Source organism: Bacteroides pyogenes DSM 20611 = JCM 6294 (assembly GCF_000428105.1).
GTDB lineage: Bacteria > Bacteroidota > Bacteroidia > Bacteroidales > Bacteroidaceae > Bacteroides > Bacteroides pyogenes.
Genome location: NZ_ATZH01000027.1, coordinates 18,812 through 45,351 on the forward strand (window position 1 = coordinate 18,812; position 26,540 = coordinate 45,351).

22 protein-coding genes are annotated in these 26,540 nt (G+C 41.1%); 13 read left to right on the forward strand and 9 right to left on the reverse strand.

The genetic code is table 11. The annotated features are described in order from the left end of the window. Positions 1 to 63: 63 nt before the first annotated feature. The 5 genes from C234_RS0107665 (at position 64) to C234_RS0107690 (ending at position 4,254) form a co-directional block, all read left to right on the forward strand. On the forward strand, positions 64 to 660 hold the full coding sequence (locus tag C234_RS0107665) for a hypothetical protein (protein WP_034537243.1): 597 nt from the start codon (positions 64 to 66) through the stop codon (positions 658 to 660). After that, entirely contained in the window at positions 644 to 1,213 is a 570-nt protein-coding gene (locus C234_RS0107670) for a PepSY-associated TM helix domain-containing protein (protein ID WP_027325277.1), read from the forward strand. Before C234_RS0107665 ends, C234_RS0107670 begins: the two co-directional genes overlap by 17 nt. A gap of 377 nt (positions 1,214 to 1,590) precedes the next feature. After that, on the forward strand, positions 1,591 to 2,478 hold the full coding sequence (locus C234_RS0107680; RefSeq protein WP_027325279.1) for an ABC transporter ATP-binding protein: 888 nt from the start codon (positions 1,591 to 1,593) through the stop codon (positions 2,476 to 2,478). A gap of 33 nt (positions 2,479 to 2,511) precedes the next feature. Next, positions 2,512 to 3,180: a hypothetical protein gene (locus tag C234_RS0107685; RefSeq protein WP_027325280.1), complete on the forward strand. Its 669-nt coding sequence runs from the start codon at positions 2,512 to 2,514 to the stop codon at positions 3,178 to 3,180. Between the two features lie 39 nt (positions 3,181 to 3,219). Continuing rightward, entirely contained in the window at positions 3,220 to 4,254 is a 1,035-nt protein-coding gene (locus C234_RS0107690; RefSeq protein WP_027325281.1) for a DUF4857 domain-containing protein, read from the forward strand. Positions 4,255 to 4,531: 277 nt separating this feature from the next. On the opposite strand, the gene glyA is transcribed toward C234_RS0107690, so the two are convergent. The 5 genes from glyA to pyrB form a co-directional block, all read right to left on the reverse strand. Beyond that, on the reverse strand, positions 4,532 to 5,812 hold the full coding sequence (glyA, locus tag C234_RS0107695; protein ID WP_027325282.1) for a serine hydroxymethyltransferase: 1,281 nt from the start codon (positions 5,810 to 5,812) through the stop codon (positions 4,532 to 4,534). Positions 5,813 to 5,954: 142 nt separating this feature from the next. Next, positions 5,955 to 6,701, reverse strand: coding sequence for a porin family protein (locus C234_RS0107700; protein ID WP_051290199.1), 747 nt, complete (start codon positions 6,699 to 6,701; stop codon positions 5,955 to 5,957). A 1-nt stretch (position 6,702) separates the two neighbouring features. Beyond that, the gene (locus C234_RS0107705; protein WP_021644732.1) at positions 6,703 to 7,269 is read right to left on the reverse strand and encodes a flavin reductase family protein; all 567 of its coding nucleotides are present in this window, start codon (positions 7,267 to 7,269) and stop codon (positions 6,703 to 6,705) included. Between the two features lie 104 nt (positions 7,270 to 7,373). Beyond that, positions 7,374 to 7,835 carry an aspartate carbamoyltransferase regulatory subunit gene (pyrI, locus tag C234_RS0107710; RefSeq protein WP_021644733.1) on the reverse strand — a complete coding sequence of 154 codons (462 nt, stop codon included), beginning with the start codon at positions 7,833 to 7,835 and terminating at the stop codon, positions 7,374 to 7,376. Continuing rightward, the gene (gene pyrB / locus C234_RS0107715; RefSeq protein WP_027325284.1) at positions 7,832 to 8,773 is read right to left on the reverse strand and encodes an aspartate carbamoyltransferase; all 942 of its coding nucleotides are present in this window, start codon (positions 8,771 to 8,773) and stop codon (positions 7,832 to 7,834) included. Before pyrB ends, pyrI begins: the two co-directional genes overlap by 4 nt. Before the next feature lie 261 nt (positions 8,774 to 9,034). On the opposite strand from pyrB, the gene C234_RS0107720 reads away from it, so the two are divergent. The 5 genes from C234_RS0107720 (at position 9,035) to C234_RS0107740 (ending at position 15,049) form a co-directional block, all read left to right on the forward strand. Then, positions 9,035 to 11,362, forward strand: a complete 2,328-nt coding sequence (locus tag C234_RS0107720; RefSeq protein ID WP_027325285.1) for a transglycosylase domain-containing protein — start codon at positions 9,035 to 9,037, stop codon at positions 11,360 to 11,362. 2 nt (positions 11,363 to 11,364) lie between these two features. Next, on the forward strand, positions 11,365 to 11,757 hold the full coding sequence (locus tag C234_RS0107725; RefSeq protein WP_027325286.1) for a 2-amino-4-hydroxy-6-hydroxymethyldihydropteridine diphosphokinase: 393 nt from the start codon (positions 11,365 to 11,367) through the stop codon (positions 11,755 to 11,757). Further along, entirely contained in the window at positions 11,754 to 12,509 is a 756-nt protein-coding gene (gene kdsB, locus C234_RS0107730; RefSeq protein ID WP_027325287.1) for a 3-deoxy-manno-octulosonate cytidylyltransferase, read from the forward strand. The genes C234_RS0107725 and kdsB overlap by 4 nt, the downstream gene beginning before the upstream one ends. 7 nt (positions 12,510 to 12,516) lie before the next feature. Then, positions 12,517 to 13,800, forward strand: coding sequence for a M16 family metallopeptidase (locus tag C234_RS0107735; RefSeq protein WP_027325288.1), 1,284 nt, complete (start codon positions 12,517 to 12,519; stop codon positions 13,798 to 13,800). Positions 13,801 to 13,879: 79 nt separating this feature from the next. Next, a complete protein-coding gene (locus tag C234_RS0107740) occupies positions 13,880 to 15,049 on the forward strand; it encodes an MORN repeat-containing protein (RefSeq protein WP_027325289.1) in 1,170 nt (389 codons plus the stop codon). A gap of 121 nt (positions 15,050 to 15,170) precedes the next feature. On the opposite strand, the gene htpG is transcribed toward C234_RS0107740, so the two are convergent. Further along, a complete protein-coding gene (gene htpG / locus C234_RS0107745; RefSeq protein WP_027325290.1) occupies positions 15,171 to 17,216 on the reverse strand; it encodes a molecular chaperone HtpG in 2,046 nt (681 codons plus the stop codon). A 129-nt stretch (positions 17,217 to 17,345) separates the two neighbouring features. Continuing rightward, positions 17,346 to 19,871 (reverse strand): ATP-dependent Clp protease ATP-binding subunit, encoded by a 2,526-nt coding sequence (locus C234_RS0107750; protein ID WP_027325291.1) that lies wholly within the window; start codon positions 19,869 to 19,871, stop codon positions 17,346 to 17,348. Positions 19,872 to 20,230: 359 nt separating this feature from the next. Here C234_RS0107750 and gyrA point away from each other — a divergent pair, with 359 nt between their 5' ends. Both gyrA and C234_RS0107760 read left to right on the forward strand, forming a co-directional pair. Beyond that, a complete protein-coding gene (gyrA, locus tag C234_RS0107755; RefSeq protein WP_027325292.1) occupies positions 20,231 to 22,798 on the forward strand; it encodes a DNA gyrase subunit A in 2,568 nt (855 codons plus the stop codon). 31 nt (positions 22,799 to 22,829) lie between these two features. Continuing rightward, a complete protein-coding gene (locus C234_RS0107760; RefSeq protein ID WP_027325293.1) occupies positions 22,830 to 24,044 on the forward strand; it encodes a tetratricopeptide repeat protein in 1,215 nt (404 codons plus the stop codon). 235 nt (positions 24,045 to 24,279) lie between these two features. On the opposite strand, the gene C234_RS0107765 is transcribed toward C234_RS0107760, so the two are convergent. After that, the gene (locus C234_RS0107765; RefSeq protein WP_027325294.1) at positions 24,280 to 24,819 is read right to left on the reverse strand and encodes an FHA domain-containing protein; all 540 of its coding nucleotides are present in this window, start codon (positions 24,817 to 24,819) and stop codon (positions 24,280 to 24,282) included. 19 nt (positions 24,820 to 24,838) lie between these two features. Next, positions 24,839 to 25,894 (reverse strand): HU domain-containing protein, encoded by a 1,056-nt coding sequence (locus C234_RS0107770; RefSeq protein ID WP_027325295.1) that lies wholly within the window; start codon positions 25,892 to 25,894, stop codon positions 24,839 to 24,841. A gap of 90 nt (positions 25,895 to 25,984) precedes the next feature. Between C234_RS0107770 and rfbC the strand changes: the two genes are divergently transcribed. Further along, positions 25,985 to 26,533: a dTDP-4-dehydrorhamnose 3,5-epimerase gene (gene rfbC / locus C234_RS0107775; protein ID WP_027325296.1), complete on the forward strand. Its 549-nt coding sequence runs from the start codon at positions 25,985 to 25,987 to the stop codon at positions 26,531 to 26,533. Positions 26,534 to 26,540 lie beyond the last annotated feature (7 nt).

The following is a 26,540-nucleotide window of genomic DNA, read 5'->3' on the forward strand; positions in this document are numbered from 1 at the left end:
ATTGGGTATGGAACAATCGTATATATGTTGTAATTTTGCAGTCGGAAATAAAAACGAAAGAATATGAAAAAGACTAAGAAAATTTCACTTCTGGCGGCCTTGACGGCGCTGACCCTTATCGGGGTGTCATGTGGCAACAAACAAAAAAACGCTGCGGCTGAACCGACTGTAGCAGAACAGGCCGGCAACACGGCTTTGGAGGTAGACTCTTTGCTGGCAAATGCCGGGAATCTTGCGGGACAAGAAGTGACAGTGGAAGGCGTGTGCACGCATACTTGCAAGCATGGCGCGAAAAAAATCTTCCTGATGGGAAGCGACGACACGCAAACCATTCGTGTGGAAGCCGGAGCTTTGGGAGCTTTCGATGCGAAGTGCGTAAATTCCATTGTACGCGTGAAAGGATATTTGAAGGAGCAGCGGATAGATGAAGCCTATCTTCAAGAGTGGGAAGCCCAGATAAACGCACAGTCTGAAAAAAAACACGGGGAAGGCGAAGAGGGGTGCTCCACAGAAAAGAAAGCCCGTGGCGAAACCGCCGCTACATCGGCGGACCGTATCGCAGATTTCCGCGCAAAGATAGCCGCCAACAAAGAGAAGAGCGGAAAGGATTATCTGTCGTTCTACTACATAGAGGCTACTTCGTATGACATTCAAGAGTAGCGATTTACGCAAGTGGAGCCGGATAATCCATCGTGACCTGTCGTTCTTCTTCTCCGGCATGCTGCTGATTTATGCCGTGTCGGGCATCGTAATGAACCACCGGGACACGATCAATCCTCATTTTTCTGTCAGCCGCAAGGAGTATAAGGTAAACGAATCTCTTCCCGGCGAGCAGGAAATGACCAAAGAAAAGGTGTTGGAGCTGCTGCTCCCGCTCAAGGAGGAAGGTAACTATACGAAACATTATTTCCCGGATCGGGATGTGATGAAGGTGTTTCTCAAAGGCGGTTCCAACTTGGTGATCAACGTGCGGACGGGCGAAGCGGTATACGAATCGGTTTCCCGGCGTCCCATCATCGGAGCGATGGCTCGCTTGCATTATAATCCGGGAAAATGGTGGACATATTTTGCCGATCTTTTTGCCATAGGACTGATCGTCATTACCTTTTCCGGTATGCTGATGATCAAAGGCGGCAAAGGTCTGATAGGCAGAGGAGGCATCGAGCTGCTTGCCGGCATTCTGATTCCGCTGATATTCCTTTTCTTTTTTTGAGAAACGAGTGTACGAAGATTCCGTGCGCTGCTGTTGTTTTTTGAAATAATGGCAGCGTGTGCGGTCTTTTACGCTGATTTATCCGGGTTGTACGGGATGAAAGAAAGAAGCATTCGGAGTTTCAAAAGTTTCCCTTGCGGGAAACAATAGTTTCCCCGTGGGGAAACTTTATTGTCCCACCGGGGAAACTTTTGTTTCCCCGGTGGGAAACTCGACGAACTCTTTATCTTTTCCGGCTTCTGTCTCGATCTTTCCGCCGTTCGGGATATTTGCCCCCTTTGCGAAGCGCGCATGCGTGTCCGTAACCGGATGCGGCGACGGAAGTTGCCGATATGGCGGCTGTCGCGAACTAACCCTGTTTTTATTCATTTTGAATGATGGAACCTATTATAGAATGCAAAAACCTGACCCATTATTACGGGAAACGGTTGATTTACGAGAATCTGAGTTTTCATGTACCGAAAGGACGCATCTTGGGGCTGCTTGGGAAGAACGGGACGGGCAAGACGACTACTATCAACATTTTGAGCGGTTATCTGAAACCCCGCTCCGGAGAGTGCCTGATTTTCGGGCAGAATATACAAACGATGGATCCCGCCTTGCGCCGCAACATCGGGCTTCTTATAGAAGGACACGTGCAGTATCAGTTCATGAGCATTTCGCAAATCGAAAAGTTTTACGCTTCTTTTTATCCCGGGCAATGGAAAAAAGAGGCTTACTACGAACTGATGAACAAACTGAAGGTTGCCCCGCGACAAAGAATCTCGCGTATGTCTTGCGGACAACGTTCTCAGGTTGCGCTCGGACTGATTCTGGCGCAAAACCCCGAATTGCTTGTGCTCGATGATTTTTCGCTCGGACTCGATCCCGGCTATCGCCGTCTGTTTGTCGACTATCTTCGCGATTATGCGCGGTCTGAAGGCAAAACGGTGTTTCTCACCTCGCACATCATTCAAGATATGGAACGGCTGATAGACGACTGCATCATGATGGATTACGGGAAAATACTGATTCAAAAGCCTGTGGACACTTTGCTGAAAGAGTTGCGGAGATATACTTGCCACGTTGCGGAAAGATACGAACCGGTCTCGACGGAGGGTTTCTATCATCCTTCCGTTCTTAGAAATACGCTGGAGTTTTTCTCTTTCCTCCCTCCGCACGAGGCGGAAAGGAGGCTGCATGATCTATCGGTCCCGTACTCCGGGTTGCAGCACGAAACGGTGAATCTGGAAGACGCCTTTATCGGACTGACCGGAAAATATTGATTATTTCAGTTTAAACATAGAAAATAGAAACAAGTGAACGCTATATTTTATAAAGAATGGATCAAGACACGGTGGTTTTTCCTGTTTTCCGTTGTCGTTATGCTCGGATTTTCGGGCTATTCCATACTTCGCATCCACCGAGTGGCGGGGATGAAAGGGATTGCCCATGTCTGGGAAGTGATGCTGCAACGCGATGTTGTTTTCGTGGATTTGCTTCAATACATTCCGCTGTTGGTGGGAATTTTGATGGCAATCGCGCAGTTTGTGCCCGAAATGCAGCGCAAATGCCTGAAGCTGACGCTGCATCTCCCGTGTCCGGAATTGAAAATGATCGGATCCATGCTGCTTTCGGGGCTCATTCTCCTGCTGCTTTGCTTGGGTTCGGGCTTTTTGCTGATGTACATCTACCTGAGCGGAGTGATGGCGCCGGAGCTGAGGAATCATATTTTACTCACTGCTTTCCCCTGGTTTCTCGCAGGCATTTCCGCCTACCTGCTGATTTCGTGGATATGCTTGGAGCCGGCTTGGAAACGGCGTGTCGTCAATTTGGTTGTAACCGTACTGTTGCTGCGCGTTTTCTTTTTGTCTACCACTCCCGAAGCATATACTCCGTTTATTCCCGCGCTGACAGTATATACCCTGCTTACGGCTTCTTTTTCATGGATCTCCGTCCTCCGGTTCAAAGCCGGCAAGCAAGACTGATTCCGGGTGTTTTGATTAATCATTATGAAAAAACGAAGAATGAAACATTTTAGTACCCTACTGCTTTTTCTGACTGTTTGTTTTCTGCTGCTATGGCAATTGCCTTGGTGCTACAACTTCTTTGCGGCTAAACCCGGCAAGACGCCTTTTACGTTATATAGTACGGTGATCGGCGATTTTGCCATGATCGGGCATGAAGAAGAAAAGGGAATGATCAGGCGCGACCTCGCCGGAGGTGTTTACACGCAGGCGCAATTCGACAGCATTCTGCCGATGTTTTACCTCCGCCAGCTGGTGGCCGACGACCGTTTTCCCGATTCTATACACGGAGTCGCCGTAACGCCGAAAGAGGTACAGATGGAAAATATAACTTTCCGCAGCGTTCCGTCGGAAGTCAATGCTCCCGTCATCGGACTTTACCCGTTGCTCGAATCGCTTTCGGGCAGGGTAGACCTGAAAATGCCGGACGATGTATTCCGGATTACGGGCAAAGGCATCGAATTCATAGATATGGCTTCCAATAGCGTGAATGTTTTAAAGAGTCTTCGGTTTACGGAGGCGATGAAGAAAAAAGGATTTCATTTCCCCGCCCGGGCAATTGCCGGAAACCCTACCGTAAAAAAAGAATACGACGAGGGCTATCTGGTACTCGACGCCGATTCGCGCCTGTTCCATCTGAAACAAGTGAAGGGACGTCCTTTTGTTCGTGCGGTGAATCTCCCGGAAGGAGTGGAGCTGAAGCATCTTTATGTAACGGAATTCAGGAACAAAAAAGTGTTGGGGCTGCTCAGCGGGGCGGATCACAGCCTCTATGTGCTTAACAACCGCACGTATGAAGTCGTCAAGGTGGGCGTCTCTTCTTTCAATCCCGAATCGGATGAGCTGACCCTATTGGGGAATATGTTCGATTGGACTATCCGGATATCGACTCCTCGTGAGGATTGTTATTATGCGGTCGATGCGAATGATTATACATTGATTAAATCTTTTGTCCGTTCCCGCTCCCGGAATTCGATACCCGGCTTGACTTTTACTTCCTACAAGGATAAATGGGTATATCCCCGTTTCGAATAAACGTTCTGGGGGAGGAAAGTCGAGAAAGGATTTTAAGAGGCCTGTTTTTTCCCGAAGAAATGTATTCTTCCTTAGAATGAAAAGAATGCGGATTTATCAATCGGAGTGGATAGCTCTTTTCGATTAATCCGCATTCTTTATTTTCTTGTCGACCGATAAAGGCAGTAGGACTTATAGACTTTTCTTTCTCCGGCTTGCCACCTGTCGCACCGGGTTTGCCGTTCGATCAGGCTTTCCGTTCGTTTAGCCAAGCCGTTTGCCCGTCCGATCGGCAGGCTTAGTACGCGAAGATAGGATATTTCTTCATCGTTTCGTTGACACGGGCGCGTACCTTGGCGATAACCTCCTCATTGTCCACATTCGACAAGACGGTTTCGATCATTTCCGCAATTTCCAGCATCAAGTCTTCTTTTGCGCCACGCGTAGTGATTGCCGGAGTACCCAGGCGAATGCCTGAAGTCTGGAAAGCCGAACGGGTGTCGAACGGCACCATATTTTTGTTGACGGTAATGTCGGCGGCTACCAACGCTTTCTCTGCAACTTTACCTGTCAGCTCCGGATATTTGCTACGCAAATCCACCAGCATCGAGTGATTGTCCGTACCTCCCGAAACGATGGTGAATCCCCGGTCGATCAAAGCTTTTGCGAGCACCGACGCGTTCTTCTGCACTTGTTTGGCGTATTCTTTATATTCCGGGCGGAGAATTTCTCCGAATGCTACCGCTTTGGCTGCAATGACATGTTCCAATGGACCTCCCTGAACACCCGGGAATACGGCAGAATCCAATAGCTGAGACATCATTTTTATTTCCCCTTTCGGAGTTTTCTTGCCCCATGGGTTGGGAAAATCCTTGCCCATCATAATGACTCCTCCGCGAGGCCCGCGAAGTGTCTTGTGGGTAGTGGAAGTGACAATGTGGGCATATTTCACGGGATTGTCGAGCAATCCGGCAGCTATCAAACCGGCAGGATGCGCCATGTCGATCATCAGAATAGCGCCTACCTTGTCTGCAATTTCGCGCATACGTTTGTAATCCCATTCACGGGAATATGCAGAGCCTCCGCCTATGATTAATTTCGGTTTTTCACGTAGAGCGATTTCTTCCATCTGATCGTAATCTACCCGTCCGGTCTCTTTGTTCAAGTTATATTCGCACGGCGTATAGATAATGCCTGATGTATTGACTGCCGACCCGTGAGATAAATGACCTCCGTGTGCCAGATTCAATCCCATGAATTTGTCGCCCGGTTTCAACACAGCCAGAAAAACGGCTTCATTGGCCTGTGCTCCGGAATGGGGCTGCACATTCGCCCATTCGGCTCCGAAGATCTCTTTCAGCCGGTCGATAGCGATTTGTTCGCTTTGATCGACTACTTCACAGCCTCCGTAATAGCGTTTGCCGGGATAACCTTCCGCATACTTGTTTGTCAGGCAAGAACCCATTGCCTCCATCACTTGGTCACTTACAAAATTCTCGGATGCGATCAGCTCTATACCTTTAAGCTGACGTTGATGTTCTTTTTCGATGATGTCGAAAATTAAGTCGTCTCTTTTCATTCTTTTGTAAATAAGATTAAAGTTTTAATTCGAGATACCCTTATGGAATGCGTACAAAGTTAAGGAAAATAAATAGATAAATAAACTATAAAAGCGTATTTAAATCGACTGTGTTAACGAAAAAATGTGCTTGTTTTTGCGGTCATAGAAGCAAACCGAGCGAAAAGCTCAGCGCGCTGTCACGACGCTTAAAGATAATGGGGTTGACACCGGTAGCTTTATCTGTTTGCTCGTAGCTGTAGGTGATTGATTTCGACATGTTCACCACTCCTTGTTCGTAGCGGAAATCGAAGAAAATGCGGGAGATGTTGACGCCGATGCCTACAACAATGGAGGCATTGAGCGGATGAAGTTCTTCCACCACTTCTTTTTGGTCGAAGTTTTTAAATTGTATCTCACTCTTTTTCCTCCATAAGTAACGGAACTTGGGACCGATGAAAACAGACATTTCGTAAGGTCCCTTTTTAACTACATTATATCCGTACAAAACAGGGAAGTCGATGCTGTGTAAAGTGGATTGAACCGCCGCAATATCCGGTTCGATATCGGGATGCTGCACTCCAAGCTTGTCGAAAGCGATTTCGCCCTTGCTCACATTGTAAGAAACCTCGGGCTGGATAAAGCTGTTCTTTATATTGACACGTGTGAAAAGAGAAAGGAAATAGCCGATTTTATAGTTGTTTTGAACTTCATCAATAGTTACATCGTTGATTTTCAGTTTAGAAACAATAAACATGGTTGAGTTGAAACCGGCTTTCACACCCCAATTGAATTTCTGAGTATTTGGAGCGCTCACTTTATCCGTGCTGTTGTTTTGTGCATAAACTACATACGGGATGGTGAACAAACCGCAAAGCAAAAGTAGCTGTATCCTGCCTGTGAACTTCATTTTATTTCTTTTTTTCTACACTCCAGCCGAATTTTCCTATTTTCTTTCCTAACTCGTAATAACCTCCATGTACATAGACCAACGGATTGGTTTCGGCCAATTCCAGTTTGCCTGTCTCCGCATTCAGGTTCCGGTCGTCGGCCCGTACGTTTACCACATCGGCAATAAACATATCATGTGATCCGAGCGATATGATTTCTTTAACACGGCATTCGATGCAAAGGGGAGATTCTTCGATCAGCGGCGCGCTTACTACCGAACACCGTCCCGGAGTAAGTCTCATTTCTTCGAACTTACGGTAATCTTTTCCCGAGCGCACTCCACACCAATCGGTAGCGTATGCCATATCTTTAGTGGTAAGGTTGATAACGAACTCCATGTTTCTTTTTATAATTTCGTAGGAGTGCCGTTCGGGACGTACGGATATGTAGCACATGGGCGGGTTCGAGCAAATTGTGCCTGTCCATGCCACAGTGATAATATTGTATTCGCTTTCTTCTTTCCCGCAGCTCACCAGCACGGCAGGCAATGGATAAATCATCGTGCCCGGTTTCCAATCTTGTTTCATTGCATTATTTCTTTTTTACCGACTTATCTTTTTTTATTAGGTTCGGTTTCGTTTCCCGTTTTTACATAAAAACCGCATGCTCATGAAGAGAGATGCGTAAGGATTTAGATGATAACCAGCTCATCCCGTTTTTGCTCTTTCTCGCAATAGTGGCATTTTACAATGCAGTTTTCTTTATCTATCACGTGAAACCGCGTAGCCATCGGCTCATTGTTCGTAATGCATTTCGGGTTCGCGCATCTTACGATACTGCGCAATTCATCGGGGAGCTGCACTTCCCTTTTTTCTATCACTTCGTAGTCGCGGATAATATTCAATTGAACACGTGGAGCCACTACTGCGATGCGGTTGATTTCGTCGTCGCAAAAAAACTTGTCGGCAATCTTTATAATGCCTTTCCTGCCGAGCTTCTTGCTGTCAAGATTAAACCCGATAGTAATGTTGCTTGTCATCTGTTCTACACCCAGCAGTTGTACGACGGTAAACAATTTCTCTGAAGGAATATGGTCGATTACGGTTCCGTTCTCTAAAGCGGCAACCTGTAGTTCTTGTTTCTTTCTGTTCATAACGGCATGTCTTTTTTAATGTCTTCCAATGTAATACCCAAAACATCACAAAGAATGGCTTCACGTGCATATAATCCGTTTTGCGCTTGTTGGAAATAATATGCTTTGGGGTTATCGTCCACGTCATAAGATATCTCGTTCACACGGGGCAGAGGATGGAGGATACGAAGGTTCGGGCGAGTGTTTTCCAGCATTTTGTTGCGAAGTATATATACGTTTTTCACTCGTTCGTATTCCATTAAATCTGTAAATCTTTCTCGCTGTACACGAGTCATATACAAAATATCCGCATCGGCGATAATCTCTTCGGTAAAATCCGTATGTTCCGTATATCTGATTTGGTGCTCTCGGCAGTATATCTTATATTCTTCCGGCATTTTCAGCTCATCCGGAGCGATAAAGTGGAAAGTCGGGTTGAAATGGCGCATGGCCATAAGCAGGGAGTGTACCGTGCGCCCGTATTTCAGGTCGCCTACCAAGTAGATGTTGAGGTTTTCGAGCGTGCCCTGTGTTTTGTATATTGAATACAAGTCGAGCATCGTCTGCGAAGGATGCTGATTGGCTCCGTCACCTGCGTTGACTATGGGAACAGGGGCGACTTCACTGGCATATCGTGCCGCTCCTTCAAGATAGTGTCGCATGACGATGATATCGGCGTAACTGCTGACCATTAAAATCGTATCTTTAAGTGTTTCTCCTTTCGAAGAGCTGGTTACCTTCGGATCTGTAAATCCGATGACACGGGCGCCCAATCGGTTTGCTGCCGTTTCGAAACTGAGGCGGGTGCGGGTAGAGGGCTCAAAAAATAATGTGGCTACCACTTTGTCATGCAATAAACGGCGATTCGGTTTCTTTTCAAATTGTTCCGCCATTTCGAGCATGTAGAGGATTTTTTCTTTTGAATGTTCGGCAATGCTCACTAAGCTTCTGTTTTCCATTTTGTCATCTTCTTTATACATAATAGAACTTGTTTTACCAGTGTGTAAAGGTAAGGAGAAAATATGGAAAAAGAGATACTTGAGCTGCACTATTTTTAAATTATTCCGTCAATGTGTATTTGCCGGATAAATCTGATTTGAATGATCGATTTGTTACGGGAAAGAACAAATAATTATAAATCTTGATGGGAGTATAGTGGAATTTATCTACCTTTGCCACTTTAAATGAGCGCGTTTTATTTTAATAAAGCTTTAAAAAAGATGATTCGGAAAATAATAAAAATACTATGGATATTCCTAGCCGTTGCTTTGGTGGTTATTATAACCGTATTTGTTTCTATTTCTAAAGGATGGATAGGCTATATGCCTCCGGTTGAGGAGTTGGAAAATCCCAATTATAAATTTGCTACGGAAATCTTTTCTGAAGACGGCAAGGTGCTGGGTACGTGGTCGTATAGCAAGGAGAACCGGGTATATACCGCTTATGAAGATTTGTCTCCTCATATCATCAACGCTCTTATCGCTACGGAAGATATCCGTTTTGCCGAACATTCGGGCATTGACGCGAAGGCTTTGTTTCGTGCTTTTCTGAAGCGCGGTTTGCTTTTTCAAAAGAACGCGGGAGGGGGAAGTACTTTGTCGCAACAACTCGCTAAACAGTTGTTTACTGAAAAAGTTGCCCGAAACACACTTCAGCGACTTTTTCAAAAGCCGATCGAATGGGTCATTGCAGTGAAGCTGGAGCGATATTATACGAAAGAGGAAATTCTGAGCATGTATCTAAATAAATTCGACTTCTTGAACAATGCGGTAGGTATAAAAACTGCGGCATATACTTATTTTGGTTCTGAACCGAAAGAGTTGAAGATAGAAGAAGCGGCTATGTTGGTAGGTATGTGTAAAAATCCGTCGCTTTATAATCCGGTTCGGTTTAATGAAAGGGCGAAAGGACGCCGCAACGTGGTGATAGAGCAAATGCGCAAAGCCGGATATATTACTGTTGCCGAATGTGACTCGTTAAAAGCTCTTCCATTGAAATTAACTTATAACCGGGTGGATCATAAAGAAGGGTTGGCTACCTATTTCCGGGAATATCTTCGTGGCGTAATTGCCGCTAAAAAACCTGTGAAGAGCGATTATCGCAGTTGGCAAATGCAGAAATATTATGAAGATTCTCTTTCTTGGGAAACGGACCCATTGTATGGCTGGTGTGAGAAAAACCATAAGAAAGACGGCTCTACCTATAATATTTATACTGACGGATTGAAAATTTACACGACAATCAATTCGCGTATGCAGCAATATGCTGAAGAAGCGGTAAAAGAGCATTTGGGCGATTATCTGCAACCGGAATTTTTTAAATCGAAAAAAGGACGCAAGCAAGCGCCGTATACCAATATGCTTACTCCGGACGAGGTTAATGCAATATTGGCACGTTCTATGAAACAAACAGACCGTTACAGGATAATGAAAGCTGCGGGAGCCTCGGAAGCCGAGATACAGAAAGCGTTCAATACTCCCGAAGAAATGTCTGTCTTTTCGTGGACCGGTATCAAAGACACGGTTATGACCCCGATGGACTCGATTCGTTACTATAAGCACTTCCTGCGCACCGGTTTCATGTCTATGGATCCTGTGAACGGACATGTAAAAGCGTATGTCGGCGGTCCCAATTATACATATTTTCAATATGATATGGCTATGGTGGGACGCAGGCAAGTGGGATCTACCATTAAACCTTATTTGTATACTTTGGCGATGGAAAACGGATTTTCACCTTGTGATCAAACGCGTCATGTGGAGCAAACATTGATCGATGAAAACGGAAGACCATGGTCGCCTCGAAATACAAACAAGAAGCGTTATGGGGAAATGGTGTCGTTAAAGTGGGGGTTGGCGAATTCGGACAACTGGATATCGGCATATCTCATGGGGAAATTGAATCCATATGCGTTGGTTCGGTTGATTCATGCTTTCGGAGTACGTAATAAAGAGATTCAGCCAACCGTTTCTTTATGTTTAGGCCCATGTGAAATATCTGTGGGCGAAATGGTAAGTGCTTATACGGCTTTTGCAAATAAAGGCATTCGTGTGGCTCCATTGTTTGTTACAAGAATTGAAGACAGTGATGGAAATGTACTTTCGACATTCAATCCGCAAATGGAAGAAGTGGTTAGTCCTATCAGCGTATATAAAATGTTAGTAATGCTTCGAGCTGTTATCAATGAAGGTACGGGCGGAAGGGTTCGTCGCTATGGAATCACTGCCGATATGGGAGGTAAAACCGGAACAACCAACCGCAACGCAGACGGATGGTTTATGGGATTTACTCCGAATCTGGTATCCGGATGTTGGGTAGGAGGAGAAGAAAGAGACATTCATTTCGACACGATGACTTATGGGCAAGGGGCTTCATTGGCATTGCCTATTTGGGCTAAATATATGAAGAAAGTATTCGATGACCCTTCTTTAGGCTACAGTCAGCAAGAACGTTTTAAACTTCCCGAAGGCTTTGACCCGTGTGCCGGCTCGGAAACTTCGATGGATGATATCATCGAGGATGTAGGAATGGACGATTTGTTCAATTGAGTATGGAAAAAGGCATTTTATGCATTGGAAGCAATTATAGGAGAAAAGAAAATCTGGCTTTGGCGAGAGAACATTTAATGGAATTATTTCCGAATATACGTTTTTCTACAGAGCAGGAAACATTGCCTGTCGGAATAAAAAACCAAGCTATGTTTTCTAATCAAATAGGATTCTTTTTCTCTCATTTGAAAGAAGAGCAAATCAAGGTTGAATTGAAAAACATAGAGAAAAAAGCAGGACGCTGTTTAAAAGATCAGGAAAAAGGGATAATTGCGTTAGATATAGATTTACTCTTGTTTCATCATCGGATCCTAAAACCGCAGGATATGAAACGAGAGTATGTCATAAAAGGAATAAAAGAAATTTTTAAAACAGAAACAAAGGAGACATTATGACTTTCTTGGGAATTATACCTGCACGTTATGCATCTACGCGTTTTCCGGCCAAGCCTTTGGCGGTATTGGATGGAAAAATGCTTATCCAACGGGTGTATGAGCAGGTGAAAGATACATTGGATGAGGTTTATGTAGCTACTGACGATGAACGTATTGAAGCTGCCGTAAAATCTTTCGGAGGTAAAGTAGTCATGACTTCGGTTCATCATAAAAGTGGAACAGATCGTTGTTATGAAGCGGCTACTAAGATAAATGATGATTTTGATGTCGTTTTCAACATACAAGGAGATGAACCTTTTATTCAACCTTCACAAATAAACTCGTTGAGAGACTGCTTTTTAGAAGATCCGGAGACTCAAATTGCCACGTTGGTGAAACCGTTTACCGTAAAAGATTCGTATGCGGCATTAGAAAATATAAACTCTCCTAAAGTGGTTATCGATAAAAACAAACAGGCTCTCTATTTCAGTCGCTCTGTGATTCCTTATCAGCGAAATGCGGATTGTGAGCAATGGCTGCAAAAGCATGTTTATTATAAGCATATCGGATTATATGCTTTCCGTAAAGATGTGCTGAAAGAGATTACGGCTATAGAACAGTCGGCGTTGGAAATAGCGGAGTCATTGGAACAACTCCGTTGGCTGGAGAACGGCTATCGGATTAAAGTTGCAATTAGTGAAATAGAAACAATCGGGATAGACACGCCGCAAGATTTGGAGCATGCTGAATCTTTTTTGAAGAATAGACAATAAATAATTCATGGATCGAGCGCAACACCCTGAAATAGAAACATTGGACGATTTTCACATAACTCTTCCTGTAAGGGAGGCTTTACCGAATGGAATCCCATTGACAATTATTGGCGCAGGAGAACAGGAGGTGATTAGAGTCGATATTCTTTTTGCCGGAGGACGTTGGCATCAGTCTCTAAGACTACAGGCATTTTTTACAAATAGAATGTTACGCGAAGGTACACGAAGATATACCTCATCTGATATTGCTGAAAAATTGGACTATTATGGTTCTTGGCTCGAGCTTTCCGGCTCTGCGGATTATGGATATCTGACAGTTTATTCATTGAATAAGTATCTGGCTGAGACGCTTGAGATTGTTGAATCGATGGTAAAAGAAGCCGCTTTTCCTGAAAAAGAATTGCAAATCATTGTATCAAATAACCTTCAACAATATTTGATAAATGCTTCGAAGGTTGATTTTTTGGCGCAACGAGCTCTTCTGCGGGCACTATATGGAGTAGGACACCCCTGCGGAAACATTGTGGAAAGGGAAGATTATAATGCCATAAACCGGGAAGTATTGCTTGATTTTTATAAACAATATTATCATTCAGGCAATTGCCATATCTTTTTGTCGGGAAAAGTAACAGATGAAACCATTCGTTGTGTAACCGACACTTTTGGAACCCCGTTCGGTCAATATGAACAGTTGGTGACTCTCGAGCAATATCCGATTATCGCTTCTCCGGACAAACGAATCGTTATAGAGCGCGAAGACGCATTGCAAAGCGCTGTTAAAATAGGATGTACTACTATCACAAGAAAACATGCTGATTTTTCGAAACTGCAAGTATTGCTAACGCTGTTCGGCGGTTATTTTGGAAGCAGGCTGATGTCGAATATCCGTGAAGAGAAAGGGTATACATACGGAATATCCGCAGGAATATTGTCTTTTCCGGATAGTGGAGTTTTAGAAATATCGGCAGAGACAGACAACAGATACGTAGAATTATTGATTCAAGAAGTATATAATGAAATAGAAAAGCTGCATCAGGATCTTGTCTCCTCGAAAGAATTGGATATGGTGCGTAATTATATGTTGGGAGAAATGTGTCGCAATTATGAATCGCCTTTTTCTTTGGCAGACGCATGGATAACAGCTTTTACCTGTGGATTGGACGAACAATACTTCTCGCATGCCTTAACTGTTGTAAAGAATATAACAGCTCGGGAAATTCAAGAATTGGCACAGCAATATTTATGCAAAGAGACATTAAAAGAGGTCGTTGCTGGTAAAAAGTTGTCATAAAAAACTCTGCAGTTGCGCATTTTTACAGGAGAATTGTATCTTTGTCAAAATTGTATTTAATGATTAACGATCAAATCTTATGAGAAAAAATTTATATACACTACTTTTCCTGACTCTTTTTGTTCAAGGAGGAGCGTCGGCTCAAAACAAGAATAATGGCGGAGTGTTCGGGAAAATAAGAAATGTATTCTCGGCAGAATTAAAAATAGGGAATTATACTTTTAAAGACGGAAGCGTTTATACGGGTGAGATGAAAGGTCGTAAGCCGAATGGTAAAGGCAAGACGGTCTTTAAAAACGGTGATGTGTATGAAGGAGAATATGTTAAAGGAAAAAGAGAAGGATACGGTGTCTATACATTCTCTGATGGAGAGAAATATGAGGGACAGTGGTATGAAGATCAACAACATGGGAAAGGCATCTATTATTTTATGAATAATAATCGTTACGAAGGTATGTGGTATCAGGACTTTCAGCAAGGAGCGGGAACGATGTATTATCATAATGGCGATAAATATGTAGGAAACTGGATAAAAGACAAACGTGAAGGTGAAGGGTCTTACACATGGGCGAGTGGAGCAAATTACTCAGGTCAGTGGAAAAACGATAAAAAAAACGGCAATGGAACGATGGAGTGGGATGATGGGTGTAAATATACCGGTGAATGGAAAGACGATGTGCGTCATGGAAAAGGTGTGTTTGAATATATTAATGGTGATAAATATGAAGGAGATTGGTCGGAAGATATCCAGCACGGCAAAGGAACATATTATTTCCATAGCGGCGATCGTTACGAGGGCTCATATCTTTTAGGAGGACGTACCGGACAAGGTGTTTATCATCATATGAACGGTGATAAATATGTAGGGGAATTTAAAGACGGCATGCAAGACGGAAAGGGGAAATTTACATGGACAAACGGCGCGGTGTATGAAGGTGATTGGAAGAACAATAAGCGTGAAGGTCAAGGAATTTACCATTGGAGCAACGGCGATATATACGAAGGGGATTGGAAAAACAATCGCCCAAATGGTCAAGGTGTGTTGAAAACCGTTACAGGGCTGACTTATAAAGGCGGCTTTTTAGATGGCTTAGAAGATGGACAGGCGGTACAAACAGATAAAGACGGGAACCGTTTTGAAGGTTTTTTTAAACAAGGAAAAAAGGATGGCCCGTTCGTAGAAACAGATAAAAATGGAAAAGTGATTCGAAAAGGCAGATATAAGAATGGAAGATTAGAGAAACTATAATGAGAGCACTGTCCAATAAATAGATACTGTCAAAAATTTTGTATAAAAGAGAAATACGGGATTCATAACGAGTCCCGTATTTCTCTTTTATACAAAATACTTTATAGTGCTTGACGAATACCTAGATTAATTCTATACTACGCTTGATAAAGTTGTTTAAAGCTTCACCTTTCAACATGTTGTTCTGCAACAATGCTAAGTCGATCAGTTGACGAATTATTTTGTTATCATTAGCATATCTTGAATAGATTGATTCTTTTTTGGCTTTAAGCTCATTTTGTTTTTTCTCAAGATCATTCAACTCACTCTTTTCGGCAGTAGGGATGTCTTCTTCTTTTTTCCCTTTTTGACTATCCTTCAGCTCTTTAGAACGTTCGTTTATCATGTTTATTTCTGTTTGAACAGCATTAATTTCAGACAAACAGGCTTTTTCTTCTTCTTGTAGAACTTGTTTTACAAGTTTATGATCGGAGTTTAAAACGAGATTAAACATATCCGGCATTTCTCTGTAAAAGCTCATTCCCGCTTGAATGTTGGCCATTTCTTTCATACGGCGCATGTATTCGCTTTGAGTGATCATAACAGGGGTAGAGTTTTCTCCCAATGCTTGAGTCATAACATTAAATTCGACTTTCTCTATCTTGGGTAATTGGCTTTTGAAAGCGCTGGTCAACGCTTCTTGCTTTTCTACTTCAAGATTGTCGGGCTTATGATCTTCTTTTACTATCAAACGATCGATTACATCACTGTCTACACGTGTGAAGCGAGATTTCTCAAGCTTTTGCTCCAACATGCTTACCATAGCTACATCAAGTTGACCGTCCATGAGCAATACATTATAGCCTTTGCTTTCTGCAGATTCGATATAACCGTATTGTTCATTCTTGTCGTTTGTATAAAGGTAGATAAGGTTCCCATCTTTATCTGTTTGATTATCTTTAACAAGCGTCTGATACTCTTCGAATGTATAATACTTGTTGTTTGTATCAGTGAAGAGAGCGAAATTTTGGGCTTTCTCATAAAAATCTTCTTGAGTAAGCATACCATAATTGATGAATATTTTTAAATCATTCCACTTCTCTTCAAATTGCTTGCGGTCGCTTTTGAATATGGACTGCAAACGGTCAGATACTTTTTTTGTGATATATGTTGATATTTTTTTTACATTCGAATCACTTTGCAGATAAGAACGGGATACATTCAGAGGTATGTCCGGAGAATCGATAACACCATGCAAAAGGGTCAAGAAGTCCGGAACAATACCTTCTACAGAATCTGTTACATATACCTGATTGCAATATAATTGAATCTTGTTTTTGTTTAATTCAATGTTGCTCTTTATTTTGGGAAAATATAAAATACCGGTCAAATGAAAAGGATAGTCTACATTCAAGTGAATCCAAAACAGCGGTTCGTCAGACATCGGATATAGTTGACTGTAAAAAGATTTATAGTCTTCATCCGACAAATCGCTTGGTTTGCGTGTCCATAGGGGAGCCGTGTCATTAATGATATTATCTTCTGCTGTTTCCACTTGTTTGCCGTCTTTCCATTCCTTTTTCTTTCCGAATGCAATAGGTATAGGAAGAAAACTGCAATATTTTTTCAAGAGGCTCGAAATACGTGATTCTTCAAGGAACTCTTTACAGTCATCGTCGATGTATAATATGATATCCGATCCTCGGTCAGGTTTGTCTACGTTTTCGATGGTAAACTCCGGGCTTCCGTCGCAAGTCCATTTTACAGCCTGTGAACCTTCCTTATAAGATTTGGTGATAATTTCAACTTTTTTGGCAACCATGAATGCGGAATAGAAGCCCAATCCAAAATGTCCGATAATGGCATTGGCGTCATTTTTATATTTTTCCAAGAAATCATTGGCTCCGGAGAATGCTATCTGATTGATATATCTATCGATTTCTTCAGCGGTCAATCCGATTCCCCGGTCGGAAATGGTAATAGTATCCTTGCCTAATTCTACATGGATGGTCAAATCACCCAAATTGCCTTTGAATTCACCAATAGAAGCCAATGTGTTCAGTTTCTGAGTAGCGTCTACAGAGTTGGATACCAATTCACGAAGAAAGATTTCATGGTCACTGTACAAAAATTTTTTGATAATAGGGAAAATGTTTTCTGTAGTAACCCCAATATTTCCTTTTTGCATAATAACGTATGTTTTAGTTTATTGATAAAATTATTCCTGTTTGAATCTTTGTTCTGAGAAAGGCAAAAAAAATGCCAGACCCCGGGGCCTGACATTCTGGCATAATGAAATGTTTCAAAATGCTGCAATCTATTGGGTAAGGACTTTCATTTCCAGTTTTTTCTTTTCTTCATTCAATAATACTTGAATAGTGTCACCTTCTTTTAATGTGGAGGAAACGATAAGTTCCGATATTTCATCTTCCAAATAACTCTGAATGGCACGCTTTAGCGGTCGGGCTCCGTATTGCACATCATATCCTTTCTCAGCAATAAACTCTTTGGCTTTTTCATCAATCTGAAGTTTGTAGCCAATCGTTTCTATTCGGCTGTATAAGCCATTGAGCTCAATCTCTATGATCTTTTTTATAGCTTCTATAGAGAGCTGATCGAAGGTTATTATTTCATCGACACGGTTTAAGAATTCAGGTGCAAACGACTTGTTTAAAGCCTTCTGTATGACGCTTCGTGAAAACTCTTTATCATCCAGGCGGTTTTGTGTGGTGAATCCGATACCTCGTCCAAACTCTTTTAATTGTCTGGTTCCAATATTAGAGGTCATGATTAAAACTGTGTTTTTAAAATCTACCATTCTGCCATAACTGTCAGTCAACCGTCCTTCGTCCATTACTTGAAGAAGCAGGTTAAAGACGTCAGGGTGCGCTTTCTCTATTTCATCAAGCAGGATTATGGAATATGGCTTGCGGCGTACTTTTTCGGTAAGTTGTCCGCCTTCCTCATAACCGACATATCCCGGAGGAGCTCCGACTAAGCGTGATACCGTAAATTTTTCCATAAATTCACTCATGTCTATACGAATCAATGCGTCAAAAGAGCCGAACATGTATTTTGCCAGTTCTTTAGCTAAATGGGTTTTACCCACGCCTGTAGGGCCTAAGAACATGAAAGTTCCAATTGGCTTATTGGGGTCTTTTAGTCCTACACGACTTCTTAAAATAGCTTTAACTAGTTTTTCGATAGCTACATCTTGAGCAATAACCTTTGATTGAAGGTTTTCTTTCATGTTTGCCAATTTAAGCTCTTCGGCTTGAGCCATGCGCTGAACGGGGACACCGGACATCATGGAAACTACATTTGCGATCTCTTCGGCATCAACGGTTTGCCTGTTGTCTTTCAAACTATCTTCCCATTCTTTTTTCATAAGATCCAACTGGAATAGAAGTTCCTTTTCTTTATCCCGAAAACTGGCAGCAAGTTCGAAATTCTGTGATTTTACAGCTTCGTTTTTCTTTATTTTTGTTTCTTCAATCAGTTTTTCTTGCTCTTCAATTTCTTTAGGAACATTCACGTTGGTAAGATGTACACGAGAGCCTGCTTCGTCTAAAGCATCGATGGCTTTATCTGGGAAATTACGATCGGTGATATATCGCCCCGTCAGATTTACACATGCCTTTAGTGCTTCATCTGTATAGTTCACATTGTGATGATCTTCATACTTATCTTTGATATTACGTAAGATTTGAAGAGTTTCGGTAATGTTTGTCGGCTCTACCATTACTTTCTGAAAGCGTCGCTCCAAAGCTCCGTCTTTTTCTATATTCTTTCGATATTCATCTAATGTCGTAGCGCCGATACATTGTAACTCTCCTCTAGCTAAAGCCGGTTTCAACATATTGGCCGCATCCATAGAGCCGGCAGCAGAACCTGCTCCGACAATCGTATGTATCTCATCTATAAATAAAATAACATTTGAGTTACGTTGCAATTCGTTTAAAATTGATCGGATACGCTCTTCAAACTGTCCACGATATTTCGTTCCGGCTACTACTGCTGCCATATCAAGTGTTACCACGCGTTTGTCAAATAAAACACGCGATACTTTTTTTTGAATGATTCTTAGAGCAAGCCCTTCAACAATCGCTGATTTTCCGACTCCCGGTTCTCCTATTAATATAGGATTGTTCTTTTTGCGGCGGCTTAAGATTTGAGCCAAGCGTTCAATCTCTTTTTCCCGTCCGACTACCGGATCCAAACGTCCCTCCTCAGCAGCTTTCGTCATGTCTATGCCAAAGTTGTCAAGTACCGGTGTGTCGTTGGCTGTCTTTCTGGCAACGGCTTGTGCTTGTTGTCGATGTTCTCCGTAATTGCCGGGTCGGGAAGAGGGAGTTTCTTCTTCATCTTCATCATCGTCTTCCGGAAACCCCATACCGGAGTTGAGGTCCGGCTGCAACGAGGTCTGTTCCAGTACTTTTACATAATTTACATCATTTGATTCAAGTACAGAGGCTGCCATGTTTTTCTTTTCTTTTAAAATAGCCAATAAAACATGTTCTGTATCTGCAATATTGCTTTTCATTCCACGAGCTTCCAATATACACATTTTTAATATTTTGGCGGCGTCGTTGGATAAGGGTATATCCGCATCTGGCAGCAGCATGTTATCTGCTTCTGCTTTCAAACGAGCTTCTATCTCATGTTTTATAAGCCCTAAATCCGTGTTAAGTTTTGATAAGATTTCAACAGCTTTTCCTTCACCGTCCCGTATTATTCCTAACAATAGGTGTTCAGGGCCTATATGTTTATTCCTTAAACGATTGGCTTCTTCTTTGCTGTAGATAATAATATCTGAAACTCTTTGTGAGAATTGATTATTCATACTTTATCCTTTCATTCTATGAACTTTATACCTTATATTGCAAATATACGCATTTAATTAAAGCATGCGTTATTATTTACTTCTTTTAAAACAAAGAACAAATGGTGTGCCACAAAATAGAAATTTCTTTCAGAAGATATGACTTAATCCATAATCCATGATTTGATATACCACTTTTTAGTGGGTTTGCGTATTCAATACTCTATTTCGTATTAAGGTAGGATTTAGTTTCCTGAAAGCTGTTTGCCGACAAGAGGAGAGCAAAGTTTCTTTGAAAAAACTTTCGTATGTTCGGGAAAAGTAGTACTTTAGCATGGTTTTTCACAAACCATAGATTGTATAATTAATATTCCTTTTAAATGCTTGAACAAGACAGAATTATAAAGATTAATATCGAGGAAGAAATGAAATCATCGTATATAGATTATTCTATGTCGGTTATTGTTTCACGAGCTCTTCCGGATGTTAGAGATGGATTTAAACCCGTTCACCGTAGAATTTTGTATGGAATGATGGAACTGGGAAATACATCGGATAAACCATATAAAAAATCTGCCAGAATAGTGGGGGAAGTACTTGGTAAGTATCATCCCCATGGAGATTCTTCCGTATATTTGGCAATGGTTCGTATGGCTCAAGAATGGGCTATGCGATATCCTTTAGTAGACGGGCAAGGTAATTTTGGTTCGGTAGACGGCGACAGTCCTGCAGCGATGCGTTATACAGAAGCTCGTCTGAACAAGCTTGGTGAAGCGATGATGGATGATTTATACAAAGAAACTGTTGATTTTGATCCGAACTTTGATAATACATTAGTGGAACCTAAGGTAATGCCAACGCGCATTCCTAATCTTTTGGTAAATGGAGCATCCGGTATTGCTGTCGGTATGGCTACTAATATGCCTCCGCACAACCTGTCTGAAGTAATCGACGCTTGTGAAGCTTACGTTGACAATTCTGAAATTACGGTGGAGGAGCTGATGAATTTCGTTAAAGCTCCCGATTTTCCAACGGGTGGATATATATATGGTATGAGTGGTGTGCGCGAATCATATTTGACTGGTCGAGGACGCGTAGTTATGCGTGCAAAAGCAGAGATAGAAAGCGGACAAACGCACGATAAAATTATAATAACGGAAATTCCTTATAATGTAAATAAGGCTGATTTGATCAAGAATATTGCAGACCTTGTTAATGACAAACGAATTGAAGGCATCTCGAATGCGAATGATGAATCCGATCGTGAAGGTATGCGTATTGTAATCGACGTAAAACGTGATGCTAATGCAAATGTTGTCTTGAATAAGTTGTACAAAATGACAGCTTTGCAAACATCGTTTGGTGTGAATAATGTTGCATTAGTGCATGGAAGGCCGAAGACTTTGAACCTAAGAGATATGATCAAGTATTTCGTAGAACATAGACATGAGGTCGTTATTCGTCGTACTCAATTCGATTTACGAAAAGCAAAAGAACGCGCGCATATTCTCGAGGGCTTAATTATTGCTTCTGATAATATAGATGAGGTGATTCGTATTATTCGTGCAGCTAAGACACCGAATGATGCAATTGCCGGGTTGATAGAACGTTTCGATTTGACTGAAATACAGTCACGTGCCATTGTGGAGATGCGCTTAAGGCAATTGACCGGTTTGATGCAGGAACAACTTCATGCAGAATACGAAGAGGTCATGAAGCAGATAACGTATTTGGAAAGCATTCTAACAGATGATGCTGTGTGCCGAAACGTGATAAAAGAAGAATTGTTGGAAGTAAAGGCCAAGTATGGAGACGAAAGACGTTCCGAAATTGTTTACTCTTCTGAGGAGTTCAATCCGGAGGATTTTTATGCGGATGATCAGATGATTATAACAATTTCTCACTTAGGATATATTAAACGTACGCCGTTGGCCGATTTTCGTGCGCAGAACCGTGGCGGGGTAGGTTCAAAAGGAACTGAAACCCGTGACGAGGATTTTGTTGAGCATATTTATCCTGCTACAATGCACAACACTATGATGTTTTTTACTCAAAAGGGAAAATGTTATTGGCTGAAAGTATACGAGATTCCGGAAGGTACGAAAAACTCTAAAGGACGTGCCATTCAAAACTTGTTGAACATTGATTCGGATGATAATGTAACTGCCTACCTTCGTGTGAAAAGTTTGGAAGACACTGAATTTATCAATAGCCATTATGTGTTGTTCTGTACAAAGAAAGGTGTGATTAAAAAGACCTTGCTTGAACAGTATTCCCGTCCGCGCCAAAATGGTGTCAACGCCATAACTATTCGTGAAGACGATAGTGTTATTGAAGTTCGAATGACAAATGGCAACAATGAAATCATCATAGCCAATCGGAATGGACGGGCTATTCGTTTCCATGAAGCAACAGTGCGTGTAATGGGACGTACTGCAACAGGTGTTCGTGGTATCATACTGGATGATGACGAAGAAGATGAAGTAGTAGGAATGATTTGCTTGAAAGATCTTGATACAGAGTCTGTAATGGTTGTTTCAGAACAGGGTTATGGTAAGCGTTCCGAGATAGAAGACTATCGCAAGACAAATCGTGGAGGTAAAGGTGTTAAGACCATGAACATTACCGAGAAAACAGGAAAATTGGTTACAATCAAATCTGTTACAGACGAGAATGACTTGATGATTATCAATAAATCCGGTATTACGATTCGTTTGAAAGTTTCTGATGTGCGTATTATGGGGCGTGCTACTCAAGGGGTTCGTTTAATTAATCTTGAAAAACGTAACGATCAGATTGGCTCTGTTTGTAAGGTAAAGTCAGAGAGTCTTGAAGATGAAGTTCCGGAAGAAGAATTAGAAGGGAAAATTATGAGTGATGAAACAGTAGAAAATACTGAAAATAACACTACCGATACCAATGAAAATAATGATGAAACAGAGAATTGACATATTATTAATAACTAATCGAACAACAATTATGAAAAGAGTATTATTTTCGATGGTTTTATTAATGGCTGTTAGCACTTCATTTGCCCAAATGAAAAAGGTAAAAGAAGCAAAAAGCATTGCCAGTGAAGTAAAACCTAATTTTAATCAAGCTGAGCAATTGATTAATGAGGCGATGAACAATTCTGAGACAAAAGAACTTCCTGAGACTTGGGATGTTGCCGGGTTTATTCAGAAACGTATCAATGAAGAGCAAATGAAAAATGCTTTTTTGAGAAAACCTTATGATACATTGAAAGTATATAATAGTATTCTAAAAATGTATGAATATTATGTGAAGTGCGATGATTTGGCGCAGGTGCCTAATGAGAAAGGTAAAATCAAAAATAAATTTAGAAAGAATAATGCTTCTAATATGTTGGCAGAGCGCCCTAATTTGATTAACGGTGGTATTCAATTCTTCAACATGGATAAGAACGATGAAGCTTTGAAGTTCTTTGGAACTTATGTAGAATCGGCTTCTTATCCTATGTTAGCAGACAAAGAATTGGCGAAAAATGATACTCTTTTACCGCAAATAGCTTATTATGCAACTTTGGCAGCCGATAGAGTAGGGGATAAAGATGCAGTATTAAAGTATGCTCCCATGGCTTTGACCGATAAAGATGGCGGAAAGTTTGCCATGCAGCTCCTGGCTGAAGCATATAAAACTAAAGGAGATACTGCCATGTGGATTAAAAGCTTGGAGGATGGAATTCTACAATTCCCGGGAAATGACTATTTTTTCGCCAATTTAGTAGATTATTATAATGGAACCAATCAGGCGTCTAAAGCAATGGAATTTGCAGACAAGATGTTGACTAATGATCCTAACAATAAATTGTATTTATATGTAAAGGCATATCTTTATCATAATATGAAAGATTACGATAAAGCTATTGAATTTTATAAAAAAGCGATTGAGTCTGATCCTGAATATGCGGAAGCGTATTCTAATGTAGGTTTAGTGTATTTAATGAAAGCTCAAGATTATGCAGATAAAGCGACCACTGATATTAACGATCCCAAATATGCGGAAGCGCAAGCTGTTATAAAAAAATTATATGAGGAAGCTAAACCTTATTATGAAAAGGCAAGGGCTTTGAAACCCGACCAGGAAGATTTATGGAAACAAGGTCTTTACCGTGTATACTATAACTTAAATATGGGACCTGAGTTTGAAGAAATAGATGCTTTGATGAAATAAATCAAAGAGATTCTTGTAATAAAGAAATGCGGAACTCAAAGTAAAGGGAATATCCCATAATTACATATAGGGATATTCAGTAAATGTTCTAAAAATAAAAGATGGCATGTGTAAATGATTGATTTATTTCATTTCACATGCCATTTTCATTGCTTATCTACTCCTTTGAGAGTCGAAGTTAACCCCATCTGGCATGATGATTCGGAATAAACCGAATACAGCCCTAAACACTATATTATGCTAATCCTTCTTTTGCAGCGTGAAGAATGAATGTAGTTGCTCCAATAGTAATAATGGAACCATCTTCAATTTTAATGCGATCTTTGTCTTTCAAAAGTTCATTCATTAAAAAGGTGCCTGTCAGGCTCGGAGCATCTCGCAATGTATAAACGATCTTACCCTGTTTGTTGCGTTTTACATTAATAATGCAATGTCGTCTATCCATACTCATATCTCCACTTTCAATCGGAGTATTGATAACAGTTCCTATGCAGCGGCGACCAATTACATTATCTCCTTCTTGCAAAGGGAGTATTTGTTTAAAGCCGAAAACGTTTTCAATTACTGTGATATATCCGAATTCTTCTTTGTGTGTTTCTGCTTGTTTCTCTAAATTTTCCTCTTTTCGAAGGGCTTTTATTTTACTTTTACCTATTCGGATGCTGAATTGTTTACCACAATGTTCGCATAAAAATACGAGGGATTGGCCTTCACTGTATTTTGTTTCATCGAAATAGAGATAATTTTCGCATTTAGGACAAAGAACTCGTTTCATTTTTATTATATAAAGATTTTCATTTGACTAACAACCATGCATTTTGGTAGGTCTCGCTTTTTCTTAATTCCAACAATTGCTTCATTGCTTCTTCTCGATTGTTGAAAGAGCAGATACTTACACGAATTTTTCCATTTTCATTCAACACTTTGGCCTGTGTAAAACCCTTTATCTTTAAATTGTCAGCTATGATTTGGGCGTCTTTTAAACCGATTCCTCCGATAACAATGATGTGGAATGAGGTCCTTGATAAAGATTGAACCGCATTTGTAGAGGGTGTTTCCGGTTTACTTACTTTAATTTCTTTTGTTGTTATCGAATCGGTTTTTGTTGTTGTAGATGCTATATGGGCTTTCTTTGGAAGAGTTGAAACCGATTTGTGAGGATGAGCCGTTAGCGTATTTGTATGAACAGGAGTAATTACTACAGATTGTTTTTCTATTTGTCCAAACAGTTCTCCGGGCAACAATTGAGCATAATTGGTTTGTCTGATTCTTGTATTTTCCACTGGAATAGAGAAAGCAAAAAACATCACAACGGTAGCAACCATTGCAGCAGCATTACGCAAAAACGAGCGATTGATTCTGATTTCATATGTTTTTTCTCTCTCTGTTGCATTGGCGAGAGTTTCTGATTTTTGTTTTACTTTCAAAACTTTCAGTTCTTGAATTTTGAAAGTATCCAAGCCATATAAAGAAGGAGTCGTTATTTTGAAATTGCAAGGTTTGAAATCATAACTGCCGTGCATGTTATAAAAGATTTCACCGATATTTTCTAAGTAAACTTTTCCTTCATCGTGCAACATTTGAATGAGTCGGTTTACGTCCTTTTCTACCATTCGTGCAGCATCAGAGAAATCCGTATGGTAGGTTGCCATATATGACTGTACCAAAATTCCATCATTCAATTTTAATTGGGAATTAAATCCTATGCTACGCACAGGAGGTAAAAAAAGATTTTCTTTTTTAATATATTTTGCCGAATCATAATGAGTCACAAACCCACCTAATCCAGGAACAATGACACAGTCATTTTCCAATAATAATGCTTCTATATGTCGTGCTAACTCTGTCATGAGTGCAAAAATAAGAGATAAATTGAATATATCCCAAAAAACTATGAAAAAAACGCTACTTTTGTACTGTTTTAATTACTATCACTAATGATGAAATATATACAGACAGAGATAAACGGCTTATGGCTTATAGAACCCGTAGTGCTTTCCGATGAACGGGGGTATTTTATGGAATCTTTTAAAAAAGAAGAGTTCGAAACGAATATAGGTCCGGTAGAGTTTATACAGGAAAATGAATCGCAATCATCTTTTGGTGTGTTACGTGGACTACATTATCAAATGGGGGAGCTTAGTCAAGCAAAATTAGTGCGTGTTGTTAAAGGTGAGGTGTTGGACGTGGCTGTCGATTTAAGACGTTCGTCTTCTACTTTTGGGAGACACGTGAGTATGTTGCTTAGCGAGAAAAACAAAAGGCAGTTTTTTATTCCTCGTGGTTTTGCCCATGGCTTTGCGGTATTGAGCGAAGATGCTATTCTTATGTATAAAGTGGACAATAAATATGCCCCTCATTCCGAAACAACAATAAGGTATGATGACCCGAGTTTGGGAATCGAATGGCCTATTTCAGAATCGCAAATGATTTTGTCGCCAAAAGATAAGCAAGGCATATCCTTTAAGGATGCCATTTGTTTTGAATAATGTTTTA

Excerpts from the sequence above, each read along its gene's own strand:
- htpG (WP_027325290.1), bottom strand. The coding sequence starts at position 17,216 with ATGCAAAAAGGAAATATTGGGGTTACTACAGAAAACATTTTCCCTATT.
- C234_RS0107765 (WP_027325294.1), bottom strand. The coding sequence starts at position 24,819 with ATGAAACGAGTTCTTTGTCCTAAATGCGAAAATTATCTCTATTTCGAT.
- glyA (WP_027325282.1), bottom strand. The coding sequence starts at position 5,812 with ATGAAAAGAGACGACTTAATTTTCGACATCATCGAAAAAGAACATCAA.
- C234_RS0107740 (WP_027325289.1), top strand. The coding sequence starts at position 13,880 with ATGAGAAAAAATTTATATACACTACTTTTCCTGACTCTTTTTGTTCAA.
- pyrB (WP_027325284.1), bottom strand. The coding sequence starts at position 8,773 with ATGGAAAACAGAAGCTTAGTGAGCATTGCCGAACATTCAAAAGAAAAA.
- C234_RS0107680 (WP_027325279.1), top strand. The coding sequence starts at position 1,591 with ATGGAACCTATTATAGAATGCAAAAACCTGACCCATTATTACGGGAAA.
- C234_RS0107670 (WP_027325277.1), top strand. The coding sequence starts at position 644 with ATGACATTCAAGAGTAGCGATTTACGCAAGTGGAGCCGGATAATCCAT.
- kdsB (WP_027325287.1), top strand. The coding sequence starts at position 11,754 with ATGACTTTCTTGGGAATTATACCTGCACGTTATGCATCTACGCGTTTT.
- C234_RS0107720 (WP_027325285.1), top strand. The coding sequence starts at position 9,035 with ATGATTCGGAAAATAATAAAAATACTATGGATATTCCTAGCCGTTGCT.
- gyrA (WP_027325292.1), top strand. The coding sequence starts at position 20,231 with ATGCTTGAACAAGACAGAATTATAAAGATTAATATCGAGGAAGAAATG.
- rfbC (WP_027325296.1), top strand. The coding sequence starts at position 25,985 with ATGAAATATATACAGACAGAGATAAACGGCTTATGGCTTATAGAACCC.
- C234_RS0107690 (WP_027325281.1), top strand. The coding sequence starts at position 3,220 with ATGAAACATTTTAGTACCCTACTGCTTTTTCTGACTGTTTGTTTTCTG.
- C234_RS0107725 (WP_027325286.1), top strand. The coding sequence starts at position 11,365 with ATGGAAAAAGGCATTTTATGCATTGGAAGCAATTATAGGAGAAAAGAA.
- C234_RS0107665 (WP_034537243.1), top strand. The coding sequence starts at position 64 with ATGAAAAAGACTAAGAAAATTTCACTTCTGGCGGCCTTGACGGCGCTG.
- C234_RS0107770 (WP_027325295.1), bottom strand. The coding sequence starts at position 25,894 with ATGACAGAGTTAGCACGACATATAGAAGCATTATTATTGGAAAATGAC.
- C234_RS0107705 (WP_021644732.1), bottom strand. The coding sequence starts at position 7,269 with ATGAAACAAGATTGGAAACCGGGCACGATGATTTATCCATTGCCTGCC.
- C234_RS0107700 (WP_051290199.1), bottom strand. The coding sequence starts at position 6,701 with ATGAAGTTCACAGGCAGGATACAGCTACTTTTGCTTTGCGGTTTGTTC.
- pyrI (WP_021644733.1), bottom strand. The coding sequence starts at position 7,835 with ATGAACAGAAAGAAACAAGAACTACAGGTTGCCGCTTTAGAGAACGGA.
- C234_RS0107760 (WP_027325293.1), top strand. The coding sequence starts at position 22,830 with ATGAAAAGAGTATTATTTTCGATGGTTTTATTAATGGCTGTTAGCACT.
- C234_RS0107735 (WP_027325288.1), top strand. The coding sequence starts at position 12,517 with ATGGATCGAGCGCAACACCCTGAAATAGAAACATTGGACGATTTTCAC.
- C234_RS0107750 (WP_027325291.1), bottom strand. The coding sequence starts at position 19,871 with ATGAATAATCAATTCTCACAAAGAGTTTCAGATATTATTATCTACAGC.